Source organism: Pseudomonas sp. NY15356, from assembly GCF_048068175.1.
GTDB classification, from domain to species: domain Bacteria; phylum Pseudomonadota; class Gammaproteobacteria; order Pseudomonadales; family Pseudomonadaceae; genus Aquipseudomonas; species Aquipseudomonas putida_K.
The window spans coordinates 53,302-78,129 of the sequence record NZ_JBLUPW010000012.1 but is presented as its reverse complement, the minus strand read 5'-3'; the positions used below and the strand labels follow the sequence as shown (position 1 = coordinate 78,129).

Here is a 24,828-nt window from a genome sequence, read left to right as displayed (position 1 = left end):
TGCTGTACCTGTGGGAGATTCTATGGTGCTGGACAAGCTCAAAGTGTGTTCGATTGGTTTAATACTGCTCAGCCGTGCCAATACGGCCCAGGCTCCGCTTGCTTCGTGGGAGCTGGCGGAGCCTGCGATGGGCCGCAAAGCGGCCCCTTGAGTCTGGATGCGCTCTACCGTTTGAGGGCTTGGGGCTGCTTTGCAGCCCATCGCAGGCTGTCGCCAGCTCCCACCGAGATTGCGCCGCTCTCGAGACTTGCGAAATCCCTGTGGGCTCGGCGGTCCGGCTTGCCCCGCGATTGGGCCCGGCCCTTCAGACGCGGAACTGATTGATCAACCGTCGCTGCTGCTCGGCCAGCTTGGTCAGTTCGGCACTGGCCTGGCTGGACTCGTCCGCACCGCCGGCCACTTCACCGGCTACCTGGCCGATATTGATGACGTTGCGGTTGATGTCCTCGGCCACTGCGCTTTGCTGCTCGGCAGCGCTGGCGATCTGGGTGTTCATGTCGTTGATCACCGATACCGCCTGGGTAATGCTTTCCAGTGCTTCGGCGGCGCGGCTGGCCTGCTGCACGCTGTCGTCGGTCTTGCCCTGGCTGTCTTCCATCACCCGGACCACTTCACGGGTTCCCTGTTGCAGCTGCTGGATCATCTGCTGGATTTCCTCGGTGGCCTGCTGGGTCTTCTGCGCCAGGTTGCGCACCTCGTCGGCGACCACCGCGAAACCTCGGCCCTGTTCGCCGGCTCGGGCGGCTTCGATGGCGGCGTTGAGCGCCAGCAGGTTGGTCTGCTCGGCGATGGCGCGGATCGCCACCAGGATCGCATTGATGTTCTCGCTGTCGCGGGCCAGGGTCTGCACCACAGTGACCGCGCGGCTGATTTCGGTGGCCAGCGCGCTGATCGAGTGGGACGTGTCGCGCACGATCAGCAGGCCTTGATTGGCGGCCTGATCGGCGTTGTTCGCGGCCTGGGCGGCATGGGTGGCGTTGCGTGCCACGTCTTGTGCAGTGGCGGTCATTTCCTGCACCGCAGTGGCCACCTGGTCGATCTCGGCCATTTGCTTGTGCACGCCCTGGTTGGTGCGGATGGCGATGTCGGCGGTGTGCTCCGACGAGTCGCTGACTTTCTGCACCGAGCCGACCACCTGGCTGATCATCGCCTGCAGCTTGGCCAGGAAGGTGTTGAAGCCTTTGGCGATGGCGCCCAGTTCGTCGGCGCGGTCGCTATGCAGGCGACGGGTCAGGTCGCCTTCGCCCTGGGCGATGTCATCGAGCATGGCGACCATCTGGCGCAGCGGGCGGGCGATGCCGTGGGCCAGCAACCAGATCACCAGCAGGCCGACGGCGGCGATGCCCAGGCCTACCAGGGTCATGCCGGTGATATCGGTACGGCGTTGCTCGGCCAGGTCCTGCTGCAGTTTGTGCACGTCCGCCATGACGGTGCTCAGCGGCAGCTCCAGCAGCAGGGACCAGCGTGCAGCCGTGTTGGCGACCCGGAACGGCAGGTACAGCTCGATGCGGTCCTTGACCTCGTCGATTTCGTAGTGCAGGTCGTCGCCGCTCAGGTTCTTCAGCGTACCGGCCTGTTCGGCGTCCAGTACGTCATCGGCCTTTTCGCCGAACTTGGACGCGTCGCGGGTGTAGGCCACCAGGCGGCCATTGCTCGATACCAGGGCCAGCTCGCCGGCGCCACCGTACAGCTGCTGGTCGGCGGCATTGAGCAGGTCCTGGATGAAGTCAACCGACAGGTCGGCACCGGCGATGCCCTGGAACTGGCCGTTGACCAGGATCGGTTCGACGAAAGAGGCGAGCATGACGGTCTTGTCGCCGACCTTGTACGGCGCCGGATCGATCACGCAGGCCTTTTTCGACTCCTTCGGGCACAGGTAGTACTCACTGGCACGCACGCCGGTGGCCAGCACCGTGTGGTCGTCGACATCGATCAGCTTGTCCTGGCCGAGGCTGCCGTCACCATTGCGGAACCACCAGGGCAGGAAGCGGCCGGTGGCGCCGTCGACGCCCACCAGGTTGCTGCCGACATAGCGCGCATCGTCGTGGTCCAGCGCGTTGGGCTCCCAGCCCAGGTAGGCGCCGAGCACCGTCGGGTTGACCTCCACGGTGCGCTTGAGCTGGTTGGCCAGGTGCTCGCGGTCGATGCGCATCAGCGGCTGGCCGTCTGCGCCTTGCATGCCGATCATTGCGTTGCTGGTGGCCAGGCTTCGGGCGATCAGAAGGGGCGCTTCGAGGCCGCGCTGGATCTCGCTGACCTGGGTGCGGGCGAGGGCGGCCAGGCGCTGCTCGATCACGTTCTCGAACTGCTGGCGGGTGCGCTCCTGCACCAGCGTCTGGGTGCGTTCGCCGGCATACACGGCGTACAGCACCAGGGCCGCGACAATGCTCAACACGATGGCGCCGGCTAGGGCTGCCACGGAAAACTGGATCGACTTGAACTTCATGGGGCACCGCGCACTCAGGAGGGTCGTTATCCCGGGTTATCGGCGGGGTAATACCAAAGCATGAGGGGGCGCGGATAAATCTTCCCTGCGGCTCTGGCGAGGCCAGGCGACTCGGCCTAGGATACGCGGCATGTAGAAAGGGAGTGTTTCCATGCGTAGATCATTCGTTGCCAGCCTGCTGGGCACCAGTATCCTGCTGGCCGGTTGCCAGGCGGTGAATACCACCAGCGGTGGCGCCGTGGGCGTCGACCGTCAGCAGTACATGTTCAGCATGCTCTCGACCGATCAGGTCAACCAGATGTATGCCCAGTCCTACCAGCAGACCCTCAGCGAGGCGTCGACCAAGGGCGAACTGGACAAGACCAGCGCCAAGGCCAAGCGCATCCAGGCCATCGCCGACCGGCTGATCGCCCAGACGCCGAAGTTCCGGCCCGATGCCGCGCAATGGAACTGGGAGGTCAACCTGATCAAGAGCGACGAGCTCAATGCCAACTGCGGCCCCGGCGGCAAGATCATCTTCTATACCGGCCTGATGGACCAACTCAAGCTCACCGACGCCGAGATCGCTGCAGTGCTGGGCCACGAAATCGCCCACGCCCTGCGTGAGCATGGCCGCGAGGCGATGTCCAAGGCCTATGGCGTGGAAATGGCCCGCCAGGGCGCCGGCGCCCTGTTCGGCCTGGGCCAGGGTGGCATGGCCCTGGCCGATACCGTGGTGAACTACGCCATGACCCTGCCCAACAGCCGTTCCAACGAGAACGAGGCCGACCTGATCGGCCTTGAGCTGGCGGCCCGCGCTGGCTACGACCCGAATGCCGCGATCACCTTGTGGAACAAGATGAACCAGGCTTCGAACGGTGCCCCGCCGGAGTTCATGAGCACGCACCCGGCATCGAGCACTCGGATCGCCTCGCTGCAGGCGGCCATTCCGAAGGTGATGCCGCTGTATGAGGCGGCCCGGAAGTAAACAAAGGGGCCTATCGCGGGACAAGCCCGCTCCCACAGGGTTGCGCAGGATTCTGTAGGAGCGGGCTTGCCCCGCGATGGGGCTGCCAGCAGCCCCCGTATAGCTTCAACCCACCCAACCGCTGGCCTTCATCGCCGAATACACCGCGACGATGGCCAGTACGAAGAACGCCGTCGCTGCCAGGCGACGAATCAGGGTCAGTGGCAGTTTCTCCGCCGCGAAATTGCCTGCCAATACCACCGGCACGTTGGCGATCAACATGCCCAGGGTGGTGCCGATGATGACCATGATCAGGTGAGGGTACTGGGCTGCCAGCATGACCGTGGCCACTTGGGTCTTGTCGCCGATCTCGGCCAGGAAAAATGCGATCAAGGTCGTGACGAACGGGCCGAAGCGGCGTGCGGCGCTGTTCTCGTCATCGTCCATCTTGTCCGGGACCAGGGTCCACAGGGCCGTGGCGGCGAAGCTTGCGGCAAGGATCCAGTGCAGCACCGTGTCGCTGAAGAAACTGCTGACCCAGGCGCCTACGGCACCGGCGGCGGCATGGTTGGCCAGGGTAGCGGCGATGATGCCGGCGATGATCGGCCAAGGCTTGCGGAAACGGGCGGCGAGGATGAGTGCGAGCAATTGCGTCTTGTCGCCGATCTCGGCGAGGGCAACGATGGCGGTGGGGACGAGCAACGATTCCAGCATCAGGATTCCTACAGGGGCGGGCCGACACGGCTATGACACGTACGACCTCCCCGCCCCGGGTAAGGTGTGCGTGTCATAGGTCTTGTCAAACCCGTGATCCGGCGGTGCGGATCGCTCTCTATGGAGCTTGGGTCGCACGCGCCATGGCCTGTGGGCCAAGTGTGTTGACGCGTGCCGGGCGAGCTGGGCGCTCGCGGGAGACTACTCCCCTAGGACGGTGCGGATTCTGCCTAGCCGAGCGGCTTTCGGCAAGCCCTGTTTTTAACCGCGCGTTGCCTGGTAGATGCGAAAACCCTCTGCCTCGGCGCAGGTCCGGCAGTTGCCCAGGGCCCCTTCGATCAGTGGCTGGTAGCGCAGGAAGCTGTTGGCGACAAGGCGCATTTCACCGCCTTTTTGCAGGTGCTCGCCTGATTTTTTCAGCAAGTTTTCCGATGCCTGGTAATTGGTGTGTACCCCGGTATGGAACGGCGGGTTGCTCAGGATCAGGGCCAGCCCGGCAGGCGCGGCATCGATACCATCGCCGCTGATCACCTCAGCCTCCAGGCCATTGGCCGCCAAGGTCAGGCGACTGCTGGCCACTGCGAAAGCGTCCACGTCGAGCAGGGTGACCTGGCTCTGTGGGTAACGGCGTTTGACCGTTGCGCCCAGCACCCCGGCGCCGCAGCCGAAGTCCAGCACGTGGCCGACCGGCAGGTTGTCCAGGTGCTGCAGCAGCAGGGCGGTGCCGCGGTCCAACCGGCCATGGCTGAACACGCCGGGCAGGCTGACCACCTGCAGCGGGCCGTCGGCGAGTGGCAACTCGAAGCGCTCGGCCAGGCTTTCCAGCGGTTTGGCCTGCGGTGCGTTGTCCACGGTCACCTGCCACAGTTGGCAATGCCGGGCGCTGTCGAGCTTGCGCAGCTTGCCGAAGGCCTGCAGCTGCTTGGCCGCGCCTTCGATGCCGCCGCGCTTCTCGCCTACCAGGTACAGCTCGCGGCCGGCCAGGCGCGAGGCCAGGGCATTGAGCAGATAGGCGGCCAGCTCGCGGGACTTGGGCAGGAACAGCACGGCGGCCTCGAACGCGACGTCCGGCACCTCGACGCCATAATGGCTGCGGCCGGCGAAACGGCTGTCGAGCAGCGCTTGGTCGCCGGCATGCCAGGACCAACCGTGGGCGCCCGGCAATTGGCCGAGCAGGTCATCGGCGGGGAGCCCGGCAAGCAGCAACGGGCCTTGGAACAGTTCGGCCTGGCGAAGCAATACTTCACTGCGCGGGTCCATGGACGGCGTCTCCTGAAAAAGTGGCGCAGTGTACCAGAGGCCCTGGCTTCAGCCGACCACACGCCGTGGTTGGCCGGCGAAGAATGCCTCGGCGTTCTCGCTCAACTGGCCGACGATGCGCTGGCGCGACTCCACCGCGCCCCAGGCACTGTGGGGCGTGACGATCAGGCGCGGTACGTCCGCCTGCAGCAGTGGGTTGCCGTTGACCGGCGGCTCGACGCTCAGCACGTCGGTGGCAGCGCCGCCCAGGTGGCCGCTGCGCAGGGCATCGGCCAGGGCCTGCTCGTCGATCAGCCCGCCGCGGGCGGTGTTGACCACCAGGGCGCCGGGCTTGAGCAGCGCCAATTCGCGGGCTCCGATCATGTGGCGGGTGTGATCGTTGAGCGGGCAGTGCAGGGTCAGCACATCGACCTGGGGCAGCAGCGTATCCAGCGGCAGGCGTTCGGCGCGGGCTGGGCGGCCGGGAATTTGCCCGCTGAGCACACGCATGCCGAAGGCCACGGCCAGGCGTGCCACCGCGCCGCCCAGTTCGCCATGGCCGAGCAGGCCGAGGGTCTTGCCTTGTAGCTCGACGATGGGAAAGTCCAGCAAACAGAACTGGCTGGCCGCGGCCCAGCGCCCGTCGGTGACGGCCTGGCGGTAGTCGCACAGGCGCGTGGCCAGTGCCAGCAGCAGGGCCAGGGTGTGCTGAGCCACCGACGGCGTGCCATAGCCTTGGCAATTGCACACCGTGACGCCACGCAGGCGCGCGGTGGCCAGGTCGACGTTGTTGGTGCCGGTGGCGGCGACCAGGATCAATTGCAACTGCGGGTTGGCTTCCATCGCTGCGGCATCGATCATCACCTTGTTGCTGATCACCGCGGTGGCGCCCTGCAGGCGTTCGGCGACCTGGTCCGGGCGGGTCGAGGGATGCAGTTGAAGCTCGTCGAACTGCGCATGCAGGGGCGAGAGGTCGAGATCGCCGAGGTCCAGGGACTGGTGGTCAAGGAATACGGCGCGGCGCGGGCTGGGCATGGCAGGCTCCGGGGCTGGTAGGTTCTGGTTTCGCATGCCCCCTTGGGCTATCTCCCACAGGGTTCATCAACCTGACGGCCGGCGGGCGATGTGTCAAGCGGCCGGCACCTGGCCACTCATACCTTGCGCCTGGCAAATCATTCCTTCGGCTGATTTGACCGATGCGTCACCGTTCTACAGTAACGGCCAGACTTGTCCGGCCCGCATTGCAGAAAAGGGATACCCATGTTGCAGACGCGTATCATCCAGCCCGCCGAGGGCGCCTATACCTTCCCCTTGCTGATCAAGCGCCTGCTGATGTCGGGCGGGCGCTACGAAAAGACCCGTGAGATCGTCTATCGTGACCAGTTGCGCCTGACCTACCCCCAGCTGGTCGAGCGCATCGCGCGCCTGGCCAACGTGTTGACCGAGGCCGGGGTCAAGGCCGGTGACACCGTGGCGGTGATGGACTGGGATAGCCATCGCTACCTCGAATGCATGTTCGCCATCCCGATGATCGGCGCGGTGGTGCATACCATCAACGTGCGCCTGTCGCCGGAGCAGATCCTCTATACCATGAACCACGCCGAGGACCGCTTCGTGCTGGTCAACAGCGACTTCGTCGGGCTCTATCAGGCCATTGCCGGCCAGCTGGCCACCGTGGACAAGACCCTGCTGCTGACCGACGGCCCCGACAAGCATGCCGACCTGCCCAACCTGGTCGGCGAGTACGAGCAGCTGCTGGCCGCTGCCAGCCCGCACTACGACTTCCCCGACTTCGACGAGCATTCGGTGGCCACCACCTTCTATACCACCGGCACCACCGGCAACCCCAAGGGCGTGTACTTCACCCACCGCCAACTGGTGCTGCACACCCTGGCCGAAGCCTCGGTGACAGGCAGTATCGACAGCGTGCGCCTGCTGGGCAGCAATGATGTGTACATGCCCATCACGCCGATGTTCCACGTGCATGCCTGGGGCATTCCCTACGCCGCCACCATGCTCGGCCTCAAGCAGGTCTACCCGGGGCGCTACGAGCCGGACATGCTGCTCAAGCTGTGGCGCGAGGAAAAGGTCACCTTCTCCCATTGCGTGCCGACCATCCTGCAGATGCTGCTCAACTGCCCAGCCGGCCAGGGCGAACACTTCGGCGGCTGGAAGATCATCATCGGCGGCAGCGCCCTGAACCGTGCGCTGTACGAGGCGGCCCTGGCCCGCGGTATCCAGCTCACCGCGGCGTATGGCATGTCCGAAACCTGCCCGCTGATCTCCTGCGCGCACCTGAACGACGAACTGCAGGCCGGCAGCGAGGATGAGCGTATCTCGTACCGGATCAAGGCCGGCGTGCCGGTCCCGTTGGTGGAGGCGGCGATCGTCGACGGCGAGGGCAACTTCCTGCCCGCCGACGGGGAAACCCAGGGCGAATTGGTGCTGCGTGCCCCGTGGCTGACCATGGGCTATTTCAAGGAAGCGCAGAAGAGCGAGGCGCTCTGGGCCGGGGGCTGGTTGCACACCGGCGACGTCGCCACCCTCGATGGCATGGGCTACATCGATATCCGTGACCGCATCAAGGATGTGATCAAGACCGGTGGTGAATGGGTTTCCTCCCTGGACCTGGAAGACCTGATCAGCCGGCACCCGGCGGTCCGCGAGGTGGCGGTGGTCGGCATCGCCGACCCGCAATGGGGCGAGCGGCCTTTCGCCTTGCTGGTACTGCGTGAAGGCCAGGCGATCGACGCCAAGGCGCTCAAGGAGCACCTCAAGCCGTTCGTCGAGCAGGGCCATATCAACAAGTGGGCGATCCCCAGCCAGATTGCCGTTGTTACCGAAGTTCCCAAGACCAGCGTCGGCAAGCTCGACAAGAAGCGCATCCGCCAGGACATCCTCCAGTGGCAGGCCAGCAACAGCACCTTCCTGTCGACTCTCTGACAGGCGTGCCGGCCGCGTGCGTTGCCATGTGACCCGCATTGCAGAGCGGCTGGCGGCTTGTAAAACGCAGGAATTGCGCCATGCTTGCCGTGGCCTGCAGGTCGCTGCCGCAACGGGTGCATTCAAATCACACTTTAGAGGGATCAAGCACCTGTGCCTGCTGGCTATAGTCGGGGCCAGGGGATTTTCAGGAATGGGGAGGCGCTGCGTGCAAGTCGCAGCGCCGTGGGCGAAAGCCTGCACACCGGTCGCCCGGGCCGTTTCTGGAAGGACTCACTGCCATAACAATAAAGTACATGGAGTAGCGTCGATGACATCTGCAAACCTGTTCTGGCGCCGGGCCAAGCTGCCCCTGGCCGTCAGCCTCGCTTCCACGCTCGCAAGTCCCGCGTTCGGTGTCAGTTTCAACATCGGTGAAATCGAAGGCCAGTTCGATTCGTCGCTCTCCATCGGTGCCAGCTGGTCCACGGCCAACCCGAACAAGAACCTGATCGGTGCCAACAACGGGGGCAAGGGCCTGTCCCAGACCTCCGACGATGGCCACCTGAACTTCAAGAAGGGCGAGACCTTCTCGAAGATTTTCAAGGGTATCCATGACCTGGAGCTCAAGTACGGCGACACCGGTGTGTTCGTACGGGGCAAGTACTGGTACGACTTCGAACTCAAGGACGAACACCGCGAGTTCAAGGACATCAGCGACTCCAACCGCAAGGAAGGCGCCAAGTCGTCCGGCGCCGAGCTGCTCGACGCGTTCGTCTACCACAACTACGCCATCGGCGATCAACCAGGCTCGGTGCGGTTGGGCAAGCAGGTGATCAGCTGGGGTGAAAGCACCTTCATCGGCGGCGGCATCAACGCGGTCAACCCGATCGACGTGGCGGCGTTTCGCCGCCCGGGCGCGGAAATCAAGGAAGGCCTGATTCCGGTCAACATGTTCTATGTGTCCCAGAGCCTGACCGACAACCTGTCGGCCGAAGCCTTCTACCAGATCGAGTGGGACCAGACCGTCGTCGACAACTGCGGCACCTTCTTCTCCCAGCCGGACATCGTGGCCGACGGCTGCACCGACAACCTGCGCGTACTGGCCAGCAGCCGGGCGATCCCCACCGCGGTACCGTTCCTCAACAGCCAGGGCGTGGACATCAACGAAGAAGGCGTGCTGGTGCGTCGTGGCGCTGACCGTGACGCCCGTGACAGCGGCCAGTTCGGTGTCGCGTTCCGCTACATGTTCGAACCGCTGGATACCGAGTTCGGCGCCTACTTCATGAACTACCACAGCCGCGCACCGATCTTCAGTGCCAGTGGCGCATCCCAGGCGACCTACGACCGCGCGCGCGGCTTGCTGGGTACCCCGTTCGCCGGCCTTGTGCCGCTGATCGTCGCCGGCAACTCGGAATACTTCATCGAATACCCCGAAGACATCCGCCTGTACGGCCTGAGCTTCTCGACCACGCTGCCGACCGGTACGGCCTGGAGTGGCGAACTGAGCTACCGGCCCAACGCTCCGGTGCAGCTGAACACCACCGATATCCTGTTCGCCGGCGTGGGCCCGATCGGGGTGCCACCGTACAGCAACGCCTCGGTGCTCACCGGCACCCCGGGCCAGGACCTGCATGGCTACCGGCGCAAGGAAATCACCCAGTTCCAGACCACCTTCACGCACTTCTTCGACCAGGTGATGGGCGCCAGCCGCCTCACCGTGGTGGGTGAAATCGGCGTCACCCATATCGGCGGCCTGGAAAGCTCGACCAAGGCCCGCTACGGTCGCGACCCGGTCTATGGGCCCGGCCCGCTGCCGGCCACGGGCCCGTTCAATACCTGTGAGCTGCTCAACGGCGGCACTCTGGGCAACTCGGGCCTGGACACCTCGACTGCCAACCTCAGCCGCAAGTGCGAGAACGACGGCTACGCCACCACCACCTCCTGGGGTTATCGCGCCCGTGCCATCTGGGACTACAACGACGTCTTCGCCGGGGTCAACCTCAAGCCCAACGTGGCCTGGTCCCATGACGTCTCGGGCTACTCGCCCGGCCCAGGCGCCAACTTCGAGGAAGGCCGCAAGGCGATCAGCCTGGGCCTGGATGCCGAGTACCAGAACACCTATACGGCGAGCCTGTCGTACACCAACTTCTTCGACGGCAAGTACACCACCGTGGACGACCGTGACTTCATCGCCCTCAGCTTTGGCGTGAACTTCTAAGAACACTGATCCAGGACGACGACAATGAACAAGACCAGAAGTCTGCTGCAAGCCGGTGTGCTGGGCCTGTCCCTGCTGGCGACCAGCGTCATGGCTGCGGTATCCGCCGACGAGGCGGCCAAGCTGGGCACGACCCTGACCCCGATGGGCGCGGAGAAGGCCGGCAACGCCGACGGCACCATCGGCCCCTGGCAGCCGCTGTCCAAGACCGCGGGCAGTGCCGATGCCAAGGGGTTCCTCTCCGATCCGTATGCGGGCGAGCAGCCGCTGTACACCATCACCGCGCAGAATGTCGACCAGTACAAGAGCAAGCTGTCCCCCGGCCAGCTGGCGATGTTCAAGCGCTATCCGGACACCTACAAGATCCCGGTGTACAAGACCCATCGCGGCGCCACCGTGCCCGATGAAGTGTTCGCCGCCATCAAGGAGAACGCCACCAAGACCACCCTGGTCGAAGGCGGCAACGGCCTGAAGGACTTCCGCACCGCGGTGCCGTTCCCGATTCCCAAGACGGGCCTGGAGGTGATCTGGAACCACATCACCCGCTACCGAGGCGGCAGCGTCACACGCCTGGTCACCCAGGCCACGCCACAGCAGAACGGGTCGTACAGCCTGGTGTACTTCCAGGACCAGTTCGTCTTCCGTGACCGCATGAAGGACTACGACCCGAACAACCCGGGCAACATCCTGTTCTACTTCAAGCAGAAGGTCACCGCCCCGGCGCGCCTGGCGGGCACCGTGCTGCTGGTTCACGAGACCCTCGACCAGGTCAAGGAGCCGCGCAAGGCGTGGATCTACAACGCCGGCCAGCGACGTGTGCGCCAGGCCCCGCAGGTTTCCTACGACGGCCCGGGCACCGCAGCCGACGGCCTGCGCACCTCCGACAACCTGGACATGTACAACGGGGCGCCGGACCGCTACGACTGGAAGCTCGAGGGCAAGAAGGAGATGTACATCGCCTCCAACGCCTACAAGCTCGACTCGCCGACGCTCAAGTATGCGGACATCCTCAAGCCCGGGCATATCAACCAGGACCTGGCCCGCTATGAACTGCGCCGCGTCTGGCATGTGGTCGCGACCTTGAAGCCGGGCCAGCGGCACATCTATGCCAAGCGTGACTTCTACATCGACGAGGACACCTGGCAGGCCGCGGTGATCGACCAGTACGACGGCCGTGGCCAGTTGTGGCGGGTATCGGAGGCCCATGCCCAGGACTACTACAACGTCCAGGTGCCGTGGTACACGCTGGAGGCCATCTACGACCTGCAATCGGGCCGCTACCTGGCGCTGGGCATGAAGAACGAGGAAAAGCGCGCCTACGACTTCGGCTTCAGTGCCAGCCGCAGCGAGTTCCAGCCTGCGGCGCTGCGCCAGGATGGCGTGCGTTGAGGTTCGTCAGGGTGTGAAGCCACGGGGCTGCTTCGCAGCCCTTTGGTGATGCAAGCGTTCGCCGTAGCCGCTTTGGTGTCTGTGGGATCGAGCGCCGCCCGCGCGGCGCTCGATCCCACAGGCGGCACCCATCTCAAGACCTGCCCTAACGTCCCATTCATGCATCCAATACCCGCCCATTTCCGCCATCGGTCTTGTTTCTTTTTGTTGTAGTCTTTTCCTCGCCCGACGCGCCCATCATCTTCAAATGCGCCGCGTTACCCGCTAGTCTCGCAACAATCCGTACTGCCATAGTCCTCCACCCCAGAACGAGCCGGCCATGACAGACCTGTCCCGTACGCATGGATTCGCCAGCCAGGCCCTGGGCCTGCTGGACGGGCGTTTCTTCCGGCCACCGCTGCCGGATGGGCACGTCCCCAGGTCGCGCCTGTGCCAGCGGCTGCACGCGGGCTTGAGTGGGCGCCTGCTGCTGGTCAATGCCCCGGCAGGTTTCGGCAAGAGCTCCCTGGCCATCGAGTTCTGCCAGGCCCTGCCGGCCCATTGGCGCAGCCTATGGCTCGGGCTGAGCCAGCGGGACGCCGACCCGGGGCGCTTCCTCGAACGCCTGCTCGAAGGGCTCCAGCAATTCTGTCCGGCACTTGGCGGCCAGGCCATGGGCCTTCTGAAGATGCGCCAGCGCCACCAGCCGTTCGCCTTCGAAGAGTGGCTCGACGGCCTGCTCGACGAGCTGGCCCTCTACCTGCAGCCTGAGTCGCCCGTGTTGCTGGTGCTGGATGACTACCACCTGGCCCAGGGGGCAGTGCTTGACCGCTGCCTGCAATTCTTCCTCAACCACCTGCCAAACGGGCTGATGCTGCTGGTCACCAGCCGTCAACGGCCTGACTGGCACCTGGCGCGGCTGCGCCTGTCGCGCCAATTGGTCGAACTCAACGAGCAGGACCTGCGCCTGACGCCCGACGAAGCCCTGGCGGTGATCGGCCGCCAACCTACTGGCTTGCGCGGCCAGGCCCTGGACAACCTGATCCAGCGCAGCGACGGTTGGGTCGCCGGGCTGCGCTTCTGGCAACTGGCGGCCAGCGAGTCGGGCGAGGACAACGCCTTGCCCCAGGCCTTGCACGGTGGCGAAGGGTTGATTCGCGACTACCTGCTCGAAGAGGTCATCGAGATCCTGCCGGCGCACGTACAGGCCTTCCTCTACGACACCGCCTGCCAGGAGCGTTTCTGCGCCGAGTTGTGCGACGCGCTGCGCGAGCGCGACGACAGCCTAGGCATCCTGCATTACCTGCAGGCCCACCAGGTATTCCTGGTGCCGCTGGACGAACATAGCCACTGGTTCCGTTACCATCATCTGTTCTCCGACCTGTTGCGCAGCCGCCAGGCCAGCGAGCCGCTGGCTGCCCTGCACCTACGGGCCTGCCGCTGGTTCCAGGCCCACGGGCTGCTGGACGAGGCGGTCGAACAGGCCTTGCGCGCCGGCCACCTGGACGTGGCCGCCGACCTGGTGCAAAGCCTTTCCGAGGAACAACTGCTGGCCGAACAGAATGTCGGCATGTTGCTGCGCTGGAAGATGGACTTGCCCGACAGCCTGCTGATCAGCACGCCGCGGCTGATCGTGCTGTACAGCTGGGCCCTGGGCCTGGCCTGCCAGCTGGACGCGGCCGAGGAGCTGGCCGCTCACCTCAGCCGCTTCCTGCCGGCGCCCTCGGCCACTGCGCAAAAATCCATGCTGGCCCAGTGGCTGGCGCTGAGCGGTGTGATCGCCCGGGGGCGGGGGGATCGCCAGCGGACCCTGGACTACTGCGGCGAAGCGCTGCAGAGCCTGCCGTACAAGCGTTACGGCCAGCGCCTGGTGTGCCTGTCGACCTTGTCCAACCTGGCGATCGCCGACGGGGACTTCTGGCGCGCACGTGGCTGGAACCGCGAGGCACTGGAGCTGGCGCAGCGGGTCGGCAACCCGTTGTTCGAGGCCTTGGCCCACTATGACCGCGCGCGGGTTCTGCATGCCCGGGGCGAGGTGCTGCGTGCCCTGGAGGAAGTCCGTCAGGGGCTGCAGCGCCTGCAGGGTTTGTCGGGCCAGCGCCTGTATGCCGTGCGGGCCAGGCTGACCTTGTATGAGGGCTACCTGCTGGTCACCCGCCTGCAACCTGCCCAGGGTCGTGCCCGATTGCGCGCCGGGCTCAGCGAGGCACGGGCCTGTCGCGACATCAGCGTGCTGATCGGCCACTGCGTGATCGCCTCGCTCGACGGTCGCGAAGGGCGTTTTGCCGAGGCTTTCGCCGAACTGGCCGAGGCCGAGCGGCTGATGCATATCTGGGATGTGCCGCCGATTTTCTACCTGGCCATGATCACCCTGGTGAAGTGTGAGCTGTGGCTTGCCCAGCGGCGCACGGACCTCGCCGAGTCCTGGCTTCTGCGCCTGGGCCAGACCTACGGCGGCGAACAACCGGCAGCGGCGCCGGAGTTCCATCCGCTGTTGCCATTGCATATCGAATTGCAGCAGGCCCTGCTCGATGGCGTGCTAGGCCGCTCGCAGGAGGCCTGCGGGCGTTTGCAGGCGCTGGTGAGCCGTGGCGAGGGCAGCGGTGGCCTGATGCTGGTGGTCTGCGCGCTGTGCCATTGGATGGCACAGTTGCTTGCCCAAGGCCAGGAGGCGCAGGCCGCAGCGCTGCTGCCCAAGGCGCTGGAGGCGGCGCGGGGTGGGGTGCTGCAGCCCTTTCAACGGTTGCTCGAGGCGCACCCGGTATGGCTGCGCGAGCAACTGGCGGCGCGCCCGGCCTGCCTCGTCCAGGTCGACCTGCTGGCGAGCCTGCCGCGTCCGGTGGCGGCCAACGAAAGTACCGAAGCGCTCAGCGGTCGCGAACTGGCGGTGCTCGAACTGATCGCCCAGGGCTGCTCGAACCAGCAGATAAGCGAGCGGCTGTTCATCTCCCTGCATACCGTCAAGACCCATGCCAGTCACATCAACAGCAAGCTCGGCGTGGAGCGGCGCACCCAGGCGGTGGCCAAGGCCAAGTCGCTCGGCTTGCTAGTCTGAGCGCCATCGCTGCCGGCGTCATCGCGCCCTCATTTTTCCTCGCCTGCTGCCGATAAGCTGTTCGGGTTACTGGATAGCCGTGCCGACGCCATCGCGGGCGGCATGCGTCGGCACTGCCAGGCCCCGATGTCGGGCATCGTCGTGTGCCACTCTACAACCCCTTGCCAATACAGGTCGTATTGATGCTGCAGTACGGGCAAAAAAGCTTTCTGATCGTCGATGACTTCACCGACTTTCGTACCTCGACCCGCTCCATGCTCCGGGAGCTGGGCGCACGCGATGTGGACACCGCCGACAGCGGTGAACAGGCCCTGCGCATGTGCGCGCAGAAGCGCTACGACTTCGTGCTTCAGGACTTTCACCTCGGCGATGGCAAGAAAAACGGCCAGCAGGTGCTCGAAGACCTGCTGCTGGACAAGCTGATCAGCCATGAATGCGTGTTCATCATGGTCACGGCCGAGAGCAGCCAGGCGATCGTGCTCAGTGCCCTCGAGCATGAGCCGGACGCCTACCTGACCAAGCCGTTCAACCGCGTGGGCCTGGCCCAGCGCCTGGAAAAGCTGGCGCAGCGCAAGACGTTGCTCAAGCCCATCCTCCAGGCCCTGGACCGTGGTCGCCCGGCCGAGGTGCTGGCGGCCTGCGCCGAGCTGTGCAAGCAGGACCCACGCTTCGCACCGCTGTGCCTGCGCTATCGGGCCGATGCTCTGCGCGACCTCAACCGCGTCGAGGAACTGGAGAAGTTCCTCAAGACCATCCTGGCCAGCCGCCCGCAACCTTGGGTCTATGCCGCCCTGGGCAACCTGTTGCACAAGCGCGGCCAGCACGGCGAAGCCCAGGGTGTCTTCGAGCAAGCGCTCAAGGCCTTCCCGATCATGCCCAGCCTGTACGACGGCTTGGCCGAGGTGTTGGTGGCCCAGGGCGAGACCAAGCGCGCCCAGCACATGCTCGAGGAGGCGGTGCGCCTGTCGCCCCTGGCCGTGCGCCGGCAGGCGGCATTGGGCAAGCTGGCCCTGGACAACGAAGATTTCGAAAGCGCCTCCAAGGCCTATCGGCATGCGGTCAACCAAGGGCAGAGTTCGCGCTACAAGGACCCGGAGAGCAACCTGGGCCTGGTCCAGGCGCTGATGAGCAAGAACGTCGGCAATGGCTTGGACGCGCGTACCCGCGTCGAAATCAACAGCGTGCTCAGCGATGTCGCCAAGGAGCATGTCGAGGACCAGGGCCTGCAAGTGCGCGCCCGCCTGATGAAAGCCGCCAGCCTGCAGCAGGCCGGCGACCCCGAAACCGCCGGCAAGCTCACCGAGCAGGCCCTGCAGCGGCTGGAGAAAATGGACCAGTTCTTCTCGGTCGAGGCCGCCTTGAGTGTGGCCAGGCAGTTGCAGGCGCTCGGCCAGCAAGCCGCGGGCACCAGCATCCTGAAAGGCTGTGTGGAAACCTATGGCGACGATCCGAAGGTCATGCAGAGCGTTGCCCAGATCACGGACGATCCGTCAGTGCTCGGGGCGGTCACCGAGGCGGTCGACCTCAACCGCCAGGGTGTACGCAGCTATCAGGCTGGCCAGCTCGGCGAGGCCCTGGACATGTTCCGTCGGGCCCTGTCGTTGCAGCCGAAGAACATCAGCATCGCCCTCAACACCGCCCAGGCGCTGCTGCGTGTAGGTGGCGAGAGCCCTACGCCAGCGATCATGCAGGAATGCCGCAACTGCCTGCAAAGCGTTGCCGGCATTCCGGCCAGCGACAGCCGCTACGACCGCTACCGCAAACTGCATATCCGGATCTTCGGCGCATGAATCGAGACGAAAAGGGGCTGGACTTCTCCACGGTGATCGCCTCCACCGTGCACGACATGAAGAATTCGCTTTCGGCCTTGATCCAGGCCCACGACCAGTGGTTGGCGCGTCTGCCCGAGGTGCTGCACGGCGGCAGCGAACAAGGCGTGATAGAACACGAGTTTCGTCATTTGAACGGCATGCTGGTGCAACTGCTGGGCCTGTACAAGCTGGGCATCAACCAGTTGCCGATCTGCCCCGACTATCATGAGCTGGACGATTTCATCGAGGCCCAGCTTGCGGCGCAGCAGGAGGTGCTCAGGCATCGCGATATCCTCGCCACCTGGCGCATCGACACCGACAACCCGCTGGGTTTCTTCGACCGCGAACTGGTCGCCTCGGTGGTGGCCAATGTCCTCACCAATGCCATCCGCCACGCCGGACATGCCTTGCTGATCAGTATCGAGGAGCAGGGCGAGCAACTGGTCATCAGCGTCAACGACGACGGCCCGGGCTATCCAGAGCGCATGCTCGAACGCCAGCAGGACTACCTCCAGGGCATCGATTCACGTACTGGCAGCACAGGCCTTGGCCTGTATTTCGCCGCGCGTATCGCGGCCCTGCACGAACGCAACGGTGTGCGCGGGCGCATCGAGATTGCCAACGGCGGGGCGCTGGGGGGTGGGTTGTTCCGGTTGTATCTGCCTTAGTGTCAGGCGCATGGCGGCCGGCGCTCGATCTGCGTCATACCGCATAGCCCAAGACAAACCACCCAAGACAGGCATCGCAGACACCGCTAACATGCCGGCAGTCCCCAGGAGCCTCCCATGAACACCGCCTCCACTCTCCTCATCCGCGAAACCTTCCCCGTAGGCCCCTTGCAGTGCAACTGCACCCTGATCGGCGACCCGATCAGCAAGAAGGCCATCGTCGTCGACCCAGGCGGTGACCCAGAGAAAATCCTGGCGCGCCTTCAGGCCCATGGTCTGACGCTGGTGAGCATCATCCACACCCACGCCCATTTCGATCATTTCCTCGCCTCGGGCAAGCTCAAGGAATTGACCGGCGCGACCTTGCACCTGCACAAGGACGACCAGCCTTTGTGGGACAACCTGGAGATGCAATGCCAGATGTTCGGGGTGCCTTATACGCCGGTGCCGTCGCCGGACCGTTGGCTGGATGATGACGAGGCGCTGGCCTGCGGTTGCGGTGTGGCCTTGCATACTCCTGGGCACACGCCTGGCTCGATGAGCTTCTGGTTCGCCGATGCCAAGCTGTTGATCGCCGGCGACACCCTGTTCCGCCGCGGCATCGGCCGTACCGATTTGTGGGGTGGCGATCAGCGGGCTATCGTTCGCTCCATCAAGTCGCGGCTGTATTGCCTGGATGAAGAGGCAGTGGTGGTAACTGGCCATGGCCCGGATACCCGCCTTGGCGACGAGATGCGCGAAAATCCTTTCGTGCGGGCCTGAGGTTTCAGGGAATTTTTCCGTTTCGCTCGGGTCCAAGGCTGGCATAGGGCCATCCATGACCTGTTGCACTCTCGAATATCTGTAGGAGCTTGTCCATGTTCACCATGCGTCGTCTGATTATCGTCGCTACCGCTGCTGCCCTGATGACTGGCTGTGCCGGCCAGAACCCCTATGACAGCCAGGGCCAGGCTCAAGGCTCCACCGGGATGAGCAAGACCGCCAAGTACGGCGGCCTGGGCGCGCTGGCCGGTGCCATCGCCGGTGCCGCCATCGATCACGACAACCGTGGCAAGGGCGCGCTGATCGGCGCCGCCGCGGTGGGCGCCGCTGCTGCAGGCTACGGCTACTACGCCGACAAACAGGAAGCCGAGCTGCGTGCGAAGATGGCCAACACCGGTGTCGAGGTGCAGCGCCAGGGTGACCAGATCAAGCTGATCATGCCGGGTAACATCACCTTCGCCACCGATTCGGCGAACATCTCCCCAAGCTTCTATTCGCCGCTGAACAATCTGGCCAACTCGTTCAAGCAGTTCAACCAGAACACCATCGAGGTGGTGGGCTTCACCGACAGCACCGGCAGCCGTCAGCACAACATGGACCTGTCCCAGCGCCGTGCCCAGGCCGTCAGCACTTACCTGACCTCCCAGGGTGTCGACCCGTCGCGCGTTTCCGTACGCGGCATGGGCCCGGACCAGCCGATCGCCAGCAACGCCGACGCCAATGGCCGTGCCCAGAACCGTCGCGTGGAAGTGAACCTCAAGCCGATCCCTGGCCAGCAGTATGACCAGCAGGGTACCGTGCAGCAGTACCCGTAAGGCAAGGAAATGAGGGGCCGCATAGCGGCCCCTTTTTGCATGTCAGCGCACGGTACTGGCCTGAATCGCAGTCAGGGCGATGGTGTGCACGATATCGTCCACCTGCGCCCCCCGCGGCAGGTCGTTCACCGGCTTGCGCAACCCCTGCAGCATCGGCCCCAGGCTTACACAATCGGCACTGCGCTGCACCGCCTTGTGGGTCGTGTTGCCAGTGTTGAGGTCCGGGAATACGAACACCGTGGCACGGCCCGCCACTGGGCTCGCCGGCGCCAGCTGGCGGGCGATCTCAGGGTTGGCCGCCGCGTCGTACTGCAACGGGCCGTCGATCAGCAGATCATGTTCGGCCTGCTGCGCCAGACGGGTGGCTTCGCGCACCTTCTCCACTTCCTCGTCGCTGGCCGCCGAGTCGCTTGAATAGCTGAGCATCGCCACCCGTGGCGCGATACCCAAGGCCTGGGCCGACTCGGCGCTCTGCCGCGCGATCTCGGCCAGCTCCGCGGCGCTGGGGTGCGGGTTCATCACGCAGTCGCCATATACCAGCACTTGCTCGGGGAACAGCATGAAGAACACCGAGGACACCAGGCTGCTGCCCGGTGCGGTCTTGATCAGCTGCAAGGCCGGGCGAATGGTGTTGGCAGTGGAATGCACCAGGCCCGAGACCAGACCGTCGACTTCATCCAGTGCCAGCATCATGGTGCCGACCACCACCGGGTCTTCCAGCTGCTGTTCGGCCATCGGCGCGTTGAGGTTGCGGCTGCGGCGCAGCTCCACCATGGGCTCGACGTAACGCCCGCGAATCGCCTCTGGATCGAGGACTTCCAGGTCAGGCGGCAGGGTGATGCCCTGGGCGCGGGCTACCGCCTCGACCTCCTCGGGCTTGGCCAGCAGCACGCAACGGGCGATGCCGCGGGCCTGGCAGATGGCCGCTGCCTGCACCAGCAGCGGCTCGGCGCCCTCCGGCAGGACAATGCGCTTGTTCGCCTGCTGGGCGCGCTGGATCAGCTGGTAGCGGAATACCGCCGGCGACAGGCGCAGCTCGCGCGGCGTGCCGCAGCGCTGGTGCAGCCAGGCCGCGTCGAGGTGGCTGGCGACGAAGTCGGTGATGAACTCGGCGCGTTCACGGTCATCCACCGGGATTTCCCGGTTGAGCGAATTGAGGCGGTTGGCGGTGTCATACGAACCGGTACCCACCGAAAGAATTGGCAGCCCGGCCTGCAGGGCGCCTCGGCACAATTCCAGGATGCGCGGGTCCGGCTTGCTGTCGCTGGTCAGCAGCAGGCCGGCCAACGGTACGCCATTGATGGCCGCCAGGCTCACGGCGAGGATGATGTCGTCGCGATCGCCTGGGGTCACCACCAGGGTGCCGGGCTTGAGCAGTGGCACGGTATTGGCCACGGTACGGGCACAGATGATGATGGTGTTCATGCGCCGTTGTTCGTAGTCCCCGGCATTGAGCACCTGGGCGCCGAGTAGCTCGGCCACGTCGCGGGTGCGCGGGGCGTTGAGCTCGGGCTGGTAGGGAATGCACCCCAGCAGGCGGAAGTCGTCGCCGCGCAGCAGCGGCGAATGCTCGCGCAGGCGGGCGGCGAAGGCGGCCATGCTTTCGTCGGTGCGCACCTTGTTGAGCACGACCCCGAGCACTTTCGGGTCGCGTGGGCCGCCGAACAGCTGAGCCTGCAACTCGACACGCCCGGAGAGCTCGCTGAGCACTTCGTTTTCCGGCGCCGACACCAGGATCACCTCGGCGTCCAGGCTCTTGGCCAAGTGCAGGTTGACCCGCGCGGCATAGCTGGCGTGGCGGGTCGGCACCATGCCCTCGACCACCACCACGTCGTTGCCGATGCAGGCCTGTTGGTACAGGCGGATGATCTCCTCGAGCAGCTCGTCCAGCTGGCCATCGCCGAGCATGCGCTCGACCTGGGCCAGGCTCAGAGGCGTTGGCGGGCGGATGCCATGGGTGCGCGCCACCAGTTCGCTGGAGCGCTCGGGGCCAGTATCGCCGGGATGATGCTGGGCGATCGGCTTGAAGAAGCCGACCTTCAGCCCGCCGCGCTCCAAGGTGCGCACCAGGCCCAGGCTGATGGAGGTCAGGCCGACACCGAAGTCGGTCGGCGCGATGAAAAATGTCTGCATGCGTGCTTCTCGAAATAAGCGGTGCAAGGGGTCAGCCGCCAAGGGTATCGCTATCGACCCCCTGGGCGCACCAGCCGCAGGCAAATACCTGGCCGATGCGGCGCTGGCGCTCGGCCGGGTCCAGCACCCAGGGCCGCGCCTGCCATGGAGGCTGGTGGCGCAAATGCTGGGTATGGCCGCACGACAGCTCGACCACCCAGTGGCCCTCTTCGTCCTGGTGAAAACCAGTGATCCGACTGACGGATTTGTCATTCCCCGACACGCGTTCGCAATCGGGCGATGCGTTGGTTACACTTGATCGCTCTACATTCTTTTGCAAAAGGTCTTGCCCCATGCTGATCGCCGCCAACAAGGCTGTCTCCATCGACTATACCCTGACCAACGACGCCGGGGAGGTCATCGACAGTTCCGCCGGTGGTGCGCCGCTGGTGTACCTGCACGGTGCCGCCAACATCATCCCGGGCCTGGAAAAAGCCCTGGAAGGCAAGCAGGCCGGTGACGAGCTGAACGTCGCCATCGAACCTGAAGAAGCCTACGGCGAGTACCTGGCCGAGCTGGTCAGCACCCTGAATCGCAGCCTGTTCGAAGGCGTCGACCAACTGGAAGTCGGCATGCAGTTCCACGCTTCGGCGCCGGACGGTCAGATGCAGATCGTCACCATCCGCGACATCGACGGCGACGACATCACCGTCGACGGCAACCACCCGCTGGCCGGCCAGCGCCTGAACTTCAAGGTCAAGGTAGTCAACGTGCGTGACGCCAGCGACGAAGAAATCGCTCACCGTCACATCCACGGTGAAGGTGGCCATCACCACTGATTTTCTGCGCTAAGCTCAGAGAGTCGCCAGGCGCTCGGGCAAGCCGTTTTGCCTTCCTTGGGGAAGGCCGACGGTTTGGCCGCGCGCCTTTTTAGTGGGCGCGATTCGCCCCTGCGACCATCGGGAACCTGAGAGGGGAGTCATCATGAGTGCATTTCACGACCTGACGTTGAAGGCGCTGAACGGCGAGGAACTGCCCCTCGCACCGTTCAAGGGCCAGGTGGTGTTGGTGGTCAATGTCGCCTCCAAGTGTGGCCTGACGCCGCAATACAAGGCCCTGGAGAACCTGTACCAGGTCTACAAGGACAAAGGCTTCAATGTCCTGGGCCTGCCGTGCAACCAGTTCGCCGGGCAAGAGCCGGGCAGCGAAAAGGACATCCAGGAATTCTGCAGCCTCAACTACGGGGTGAGTTTCCCGTTGGGCGCCAAGCTCGAGGTCAACGGGCCGCAGCGTCATTCGCTGTACCGCCTGCTGGCGGGTGAGGGCGCCGAATTTCCGGGGGATATCACCTGGAACTTCGAAAAATTCCTGGTGGGCAAGGACGGGCGCGTGCTGGCCCGTTTCGCACCGCGTACCGCACCGGATGATCCGGTGGTCGTGCAGGCGATCGAGAAGGCCTTGGGCTGAATATCCAGGGGGCTGTCGCGGGCCCCCCCCCACAGAAGAGAGCGGCGCAGTCTCGGTGGGAGCTGGCGACAGCCTGCGATGGGGCCTTGAGGTGATCAACCGTGCGGTGCTGTCGAGCCAGGCTTGGTCGCCAACGCACCATTCACTGCTCCGCCATCCTGGCTGGCAACCTGACGGCACGCACCGGCCAGATATCCCTCGAACTGCTCGATGATCGTGGGCCAGCCTTGTCGACTGGCATGCTGGCGTGCATTCAGGCGCACCCTGCGCAAGGTTTCGTCTTCCTCCAGCAACCAGCACGCCGCGTCGATGAACCCCGCCTGGTCACCCGGCATGGCCAGGCTCCCGCTATGCCCATGACGGATATGCTGGGCGGCGGCCGCTTCGTCGTAGGCGACCACGGCCAGGCCTGAGGCCAACGCCTCGAGTACCACGTTGCCGAACGTCTCGGTCAGGCTGGGGAACAGGAACAGGTCGCCGCTGGCATAGTGCTCTGCCAGCGCTTCGCCCCGCTGCGCACCGCAGAACACGGCATCGGGCAGCGACTGCTCGAGGCGCTCGCGTTGTGGCCCGTCGCCCACGACCACCAGGCGCATGCGCCGCTGTGGATAAGCCTTGTGCAGTGCGTCCATGCAGGGCTGCAACAGCCCCAGGTTCTTCTCCGCAGCCAGGCGGCCGACATGGATCACGGCGATATCGTCCGGCCCCAGGCCCCATGCCTGGCGCAACGCTTGGCTACGCCGGGCCGCGTTGAACAGGTAGGCATCGACCCCCCGTGCCATCAGCCCCAGGCGTTCGAAGCCCCGGCGCTCCAGCTCCAGGCGCTGGCTGGCACTGGGCACCAGGGTGACCGCGGTGCGCCGGTGAAACCATCGCAGGTAATGGGTGAGCAGGCGGGTCAGCAGGCCCAGGCCATATTGCCCCGAGTATTGCGGGAAGTTGGTATGAAAACCGCTGACCACAGCGATGCCCAGGTGGCGCGCGGCACGCAGGGCGTTCAGCCCCAACGGGCCTTCGGTAGCGATGTAGAGCACATCCGGGCGTTGCCGACGCCAGCGTCGTACCAAGGTGCGCTTGGTTGTTTCCCCCCATTGTAGGCCCGGGTAGCCGGGCAACGGCCAACCGCGGCAGAGCAACAGGTCGTCGGTGTCACGACTGGCGTTGTCGCTGGCCTGGCGAGGGCGTATCAACTCCACTTGGTGCCCGCGTTCACGCAAGCCATCGCTGAGGCGGCCAAGGGTATTGGCCACGCCATTGATTTCGGGTGGAAAGGTTTCGGTGACCAGGGTGATGCGCAGGGGCGGTATGTTCATGACAAAAGTGTCCGCCTGGGCTGTTGCGTTCATGTGACAGATTCGTGGCTGGCTGGTGACGCGGGTTTTGCCCGTGTGAACATTTCCTCGCGGGGCACTCAAGAATCCTTCGGGGCCAGCCGATGCAGAAGTATCCAACGGTCGGGGTGCGCTCCCGGGAGCGGTCATGTTCAACAGCAAACTCAAAAAAGAAATCCAGCAACTGCGCGAGGACCTGATGTCCGTCGAGCAGGTCAAGAGCAGCCTCGACAGCGAGATGCTGGTCTTGCAGCTTGGCCCCGACGGTCGTATCGAGACGGTCAACAGCAACTTCGAGCAGGAGATGCTTTACCGCGCCGAACAACTGATCGGGCGCAATATCGAGGACATCGTCCCAGCCCATGTGAAGCAGCTGGACTTCTATCAGCGCATGAAAGGCGCCATTACCCGTGGCGAGCACCTCAACGGCGCCTTCCGCCTGCTGCGTGGCAATGGCCAGGAAGCCTGGCTGCGTTCGATCCTGCAACCGGTCAAGAGCAGCGACGGGCGAATCCGCTATTTCAGCCTGCATTCGAGCGACCTCACGCGCACCATCGAGACCTCTCGCGAGCATGAAAGCCTGATCAAGGCCTTGATGCGTTCGACCGCGCTGATTGAGTTCAACCTGCAAGGCGAGGTGCTGACCGCCAATGACCGTTTCCTGCAGGCCATGGGGTATTCCCTGGAACAGGTGCGCGGCAAGCATCACCGTATTTTCTGTGAACCTGAGGAAGCCAATTCGCCGGCCTACCAGGCCTTCTGGGACAAGCTGCGCCGTGGCGAATTCGTCGCCGACCGGTTCAAGCGCATCGACGCCCATGGTCGGGTGGTGTGGTTGGAGGCATCCTACAACCCGATCATCGATGCCCATGACGTGCTCTACAAAGTGGTCAAGTTCGCAACCGTGATCACTGACCAGGTCAACCAGGAGCTGGCTGTTGCCGAGGCTGC

18 protein-coding genes, 2 pseudogenes and 1 riboswitch are annotated in these 24,828 nt (G+C 64.8%); of the genes and pseudogenes, 12 read left to right on the top strand and 8 right to left on the bottom strand.

Features of this window, described 5'->3' with window-relative positions:
- Positions 1–304 precede the first annotated feature (304 nt).
- Both ACNFCI_RS12155 and ACNFCI_RS12150 read right to left on the bottom strand, forming a co-directional pair.
- On the bottom strand, positions 305–1,048 hold the full coding sequence (locus tag ACNFCI_RS12155; protein WP_416768005.1) for a methyl-accepting chemotaxis protein: 744 nt from the start codon (positions 1,046–1,048) through the stop codon (positions 305–307).
- Between the two features lie 111 nt (positions 1,049–1,159).
- Positions 1,160–1,363: pseudogene (locus ACNFCI_RS12150) on the bottom strand (HAMP domain-containing protein); the annotation flags it as partial.
- 1,234 nt (positions 1,364–2,597) lie between these two features.
- Between ACNFCI_RS12150 and ACNFCI_RS12145 the strand changes: the two are divergent.
- Positions 2,598–3,413 carry a M48 family metallopeptidase gene (locus ACNFCI_RS12145; protein WP_084858564.1) on the top strand — a complete coding sequence of 272 codons (816 nt, stop codon included), beginning with the start codon at positions 2,598–2,600 and terminating at the stop codon, positions 3,411–3,413.
- 105 nt (positions 3,414–3,518) lie between these two features.
- Here ACNFCI_RS12145 and ACNFCI_RS12140 read toward each other — a convergent pair whose 3' ends face one another.
- From ACNFCI_RS12140 to ACNFCI_RS12130, 3 genes are all read right to left on the bottom strand, one after another.
- Entirely contained in the window at positions 3,519–4,103 is a 585-nt protein-coding gene (locus ACNFCI_RS12140; RefSeq protein ID WP_172403059.1) for a TMEM165/GDT1 family protein, read from the bottom strand.
- A 7-nt stretch (positions 4,104–4,110) separates the two neighbouring features.
- Positions 4,111–4,328: riboswitch (yybP-ykoY riboswitch) on the bottom strand.
- Positions 4,329–4,367: 39 nt separating this feature from the next.
- Positions 4,368–5,366, bottom strand: a complete 999-nt coding sequence (locus ACNFCI_RS12135; RefSeq protein ID WP_368829211.1) for a methyltransferase — start codon at positions 5,364–5,366, stop codon at positions 4,368–4,370.
- 48 nt (positions 5,367–5,414) lie between these two features.
- Positions 5,415–6,380: a 2-hydroxyacid dehydrogenase gene (locus ACNFCI_RS12130; RefSeq protein ID WP_368829210.1), complete on the bottom strand. Its 966-nt coding sequence runs from the start codon at positions 6,378–6,380 to the stop codon at positions 5,415–5,417.
- A 225-nt stretch (positions 6,381–6,605) separates the two neighbouring features.
- Here ACNFCI_RS12130 and ACNFCI_RS12125 point away from each other — a divergent pair, with 225 nt between their 5' ends.
- From ACNFCI_RS12125 to ACNFCI_RS12090, 8 genes are all read left to right on the top strand, one after another.
- Entirely contained in the window at positions 6,606–8,288 is a 1,683-nt protein-coding gene (locus ACNFCI_RS12125; protein WP_368829209.1) for a fatty acid--CoA ligase, read from the top strand.
- Positions 8,289–8,598: 310 nt separating this feature from the next.
- Positions 8,599–10,488 carry a DUF1302 domain-containing protein gene (locus ACNFCI_RS12120; protein WP_416768002.1) on the top strand — a complete coding sequence of 630 codons (1,890 nt, stop codon included), beginning with the start codon at positions 8,599–8,601 and terminating at the stop codon, positions 10,486–10,488.
- 24 nt (positions 10,489–10,512) lie between these two features.
- On the top strand, positions 10,513–11,877 hold the full coding sequence (locus ACNFCI_RS12115; RefSeq protein ID WP_084858558.1) for a DUF1329 domain-containing protein: 1,365 nt from the start codon (positions 10,513–10,515) through the stop codon (positions 11,875–11,877).
- Positions 11,878–12,196: 319 nt separating this feature from the next.
- Positions 12,197–14,911, top strand: a complete 2,715-nt coding sequence (locus ACNFCI_RS12110) for a LuxR C-terminal-related transcriptional regulator (protein ID WP_368829207.1) — start codon at positions 12,197–12,199, stop codon at positions 14,909–14,911.
- 182 nt (positions 14,912–15,093) lie between these two features.
- Complete coding sequence (locus tag ACNFCI_RS12105; protein ID WP_368829206.1) at positions 15,094–16,701, top strand: tetratricopeptide repeat protein; 1,608 nt, start codon at positions 15,094–15,096, stop codon at positions 16,699–16,701.
- On the top strand, positions 16,698–17,390 hold the full coding sequence (locus tag ACNFCI_RS12100; RefSeq protein ID WP_084858555.1) for a sensor histidine kinase: 693 nt from the start codon (positions 16,698–16,700) through the stop codon (positions 17,388–17,390). Before ACNFCI_RS12105 ends, ACNFCI_RS12100 begins: the two co-directional genes overlap by 4 nt.
- A gap of 117 nt (positions 17,391–17,507) precedes the next feature.
- Complete coding sequence (locus ACNFCI_RS12095; protein WP_368829205.1) at positions 17,508–18,152, top strand: MBL fold metallo-hydrolase; 645 nt, start codon at positions 17,508–17,510, stop codon at positions 18,150–18,152.
- A 95-nt stretch (positions 18,153–18,247) separates the two neighbouring features.
- On the top strand, positions 18,248–18,967 hold the full coding sequence (locus ACNFCI_RS12090; protein WP_084858551.1) for an OmpA family protein: 720 nt from the start codon (positions 18,248–18,250) through the stop codon (positions 18,965–18,967).
- Positions 18,968–19,009: 42 nt separating this feature from the next.
- Here ACNFCI_RS12090 and pta read toward each other — a convergent pair whose 3' ends face one another.
- Both pta and ACNFCI_RS12080 read right to left on the bottom strand, forming a co-directional pair.
- Positions 19,010–21,100, bottom strand: coding sequence for a phosphate acetyltransferase (gene pta, locus ACNFCI_RS12085; RefSeq protein ID WP_084858550.1), 2,091 nt, complete (start codon positions 21,098–21,100; stop codon positions 19,010–19,012).
- A gap of 31 nt (positions 21,101–21,131) precedes the next feature.
- Positions 21,132–21,434 carry a DUF3565 domain-containing protein gene (locus tag ACNFCI_RS12080; protein ID WP_084858549.1) on the bottom strand — a complete coding sequence of 101 codons (303 nt, stop codon included), beginning with the start codon at positions 21,432–21,434 and terminating at the stop codon, positions 21,132–21,134.
- Here ACNFCI_RS12080 and ACNFCI_RS12075 point away from each other — a divergent pair.
- The gene (locus tag ACNFCI_RS12075) at positions 21,433–21,918 is read left to right on the top strand and encodes an FKBP-type peptidyl-prolyl cis-trans isomerase (RefSeq protein ID WP_084858548.1); all 486 of its coding nucleotides are present in this window, start codon (positions 21,433–21,435) and stop codon (positions 21,916–21,918) included. The two genes, ACNFCI_RS12080 and ACNFCI_RS12075, sit on opposite strands and share 2 nt — an antisense overlap.
- 145 nt (positions 21,919–22,063) lie before the next feature.
- Positions 22,064–22,546, top strand: coding sequence for a glutathione peroxidase (locus ACNFCI_RS12070; protein ID WP_084858547.1), 483 nt, complete (start codon positions 22,064–22,066; stop codon positions 22,544–22,546).
- Between the two features lie 95 nt (positions 22,547–22,641).
- On the opposite strand, the gene ACNFCI_RS12065 is transcribed toward ACNFCI_RS12070, so the two are convergent.
- On the bottom strand, positions 22,642–23,859 hold the full coding sequence (locus ACNFCI_RS12065) for a glycosyltransferase family 4 protein (RefSeq protein WP_368829204.1): 1,218 nt from the start codon (positions 23,857–23,859) through the stop codon (positions 22,642–22,644).
- Between the two features lie 166 nt (positions 23,860–24,025).
- On the opposite strand from ACNFCI_RS12065, the pseudogene ACNFCI_RS12060 reads away from it, so the two are divergent.
- Positions 24,026–24,748, top strand: a pseudogene (locus tag ACNFCI_RS12060) (PAS domain-containing protein); the annotation flags it as partial.
- Positions 24,749–24,828: the final 80 nt, after the last annotated feature.

Coding starts and splice junctions, on each gene's coding strand:
- ACNFCI_RS12155 (WP_416768005.1), bottom strand. CDS start 1,048: ATGGCCGAGATCGACCAGGTGGCCACTGCGGTGCAGGAAATGACCGCC.
- ACNFCI_RS12145 (WP_084858564.1), top strand. CDS start 2,598: ATGCGTAGATCATTCGTTGCCAGCCTGCTGGGCACCAGTATCCTGCTG.
- ACNFCI_RS12135 (WP_368829211.1), bottom strand. CDS start 5,366: ATGGACCCGCGCAGTGAAGTATTGCTTCGCCAGGCCGAACTGTTCCAA.
- ACNFCI_RS12130 (WP_368829210.1), bottom strand. CDS start 6,380: ATGCCCAGCCCGCGCCGCGCCGTATTCCTTGACCACCAGTCCCTGGAC.
- ACNFCI_RS12125 (WP_368829209.1), top strand. CDS start 6,606: ATGTTGCAGACGCGTATCATCCAGCCCGCCGAGGGCGCCTATACCTTC.
- ACNFCI_RS12120 (WP_416768002.1), top strand. CDS start 8,599: ATGACATCTGCAAACCTGTTCTGGCGCCGGGCCAAGCTGCCCCTGGCC.
- ACNFCI_RS12115 (WP_084858558.1), top strand. CDS start 10,513: ATGAACAAGACCAGAAGTCTGCTGCAAGCCGGTGTGCTGGGCCTGTCC.
- ACNFCI_RS12110 (WP_368829207.1), top strand. CDS start 12,197: ATGACAGACCTGTCCCGTACGCATGGATTCGCCAGCCAGGCCCTGGGC.
- ACNFCI_RS12105 (WP_368829206.1), top strand. CDS start 15,094: ATGCTGCAGTACGGGCAAAAAAGCTTTCTGATCGTCGATGACTTCACC.
- ACNFCI_RS12100 (WP_084858555.1), top strand. CDS start 16,698: ATGAATCGAGACGAAAAGGGGCTGGACTTCTCCACGGTGATCGCCTCC.
- ACNFCI_RS12095 (WP_368829205.1), top strand. CDS start 17,508: ATGAACACCGCCTCCACTCTCCTCATCCGCGAAACCTTCCCCGTAGGC.
- ACNFCI_RS12090 (WP_084858551.1), top strand. CDS start 18,248: ATGTTCACCATGCGTCGTCTGATTATCGTCGCTACCGCTGCTGCCCTG.
- pta (WP_084858550.1), bottom strand. CDS start 21,100: ATGCAGACATTTTTCATCGCGCCGACCGACTTCGGTGTCGGCCTGACC.
- ACNFCI_RS12075 (WP_084858548.1), top strand. CDS start 21,433: ATGCTGATCGCCGCCAACAAGGCTGTCTCCATCGACTATACCCTGACC.
- ACNFCI_RS12080 (WP_084858549.1), bottom strand. CDS start 21,434: ATGGGGCAAGACCTTTTGCAAAAGAATGTAGAGCGATCAAGTGTAACC.
- ACNFCI_RS12070 (WP_084858547.1), top strand. CDS start 22,064: ATGAGTGCATTTCACGACCTGACGTTGAAGGCGCTGAACGGCGAGGAA.
- ACNFCI_RS12065 (WP_368829204.1), bottom strand. CDS start 23,859: ATGAACATACCGCCCCTGCGCATCACCCTGGTCACCGAAACCTTTCCA.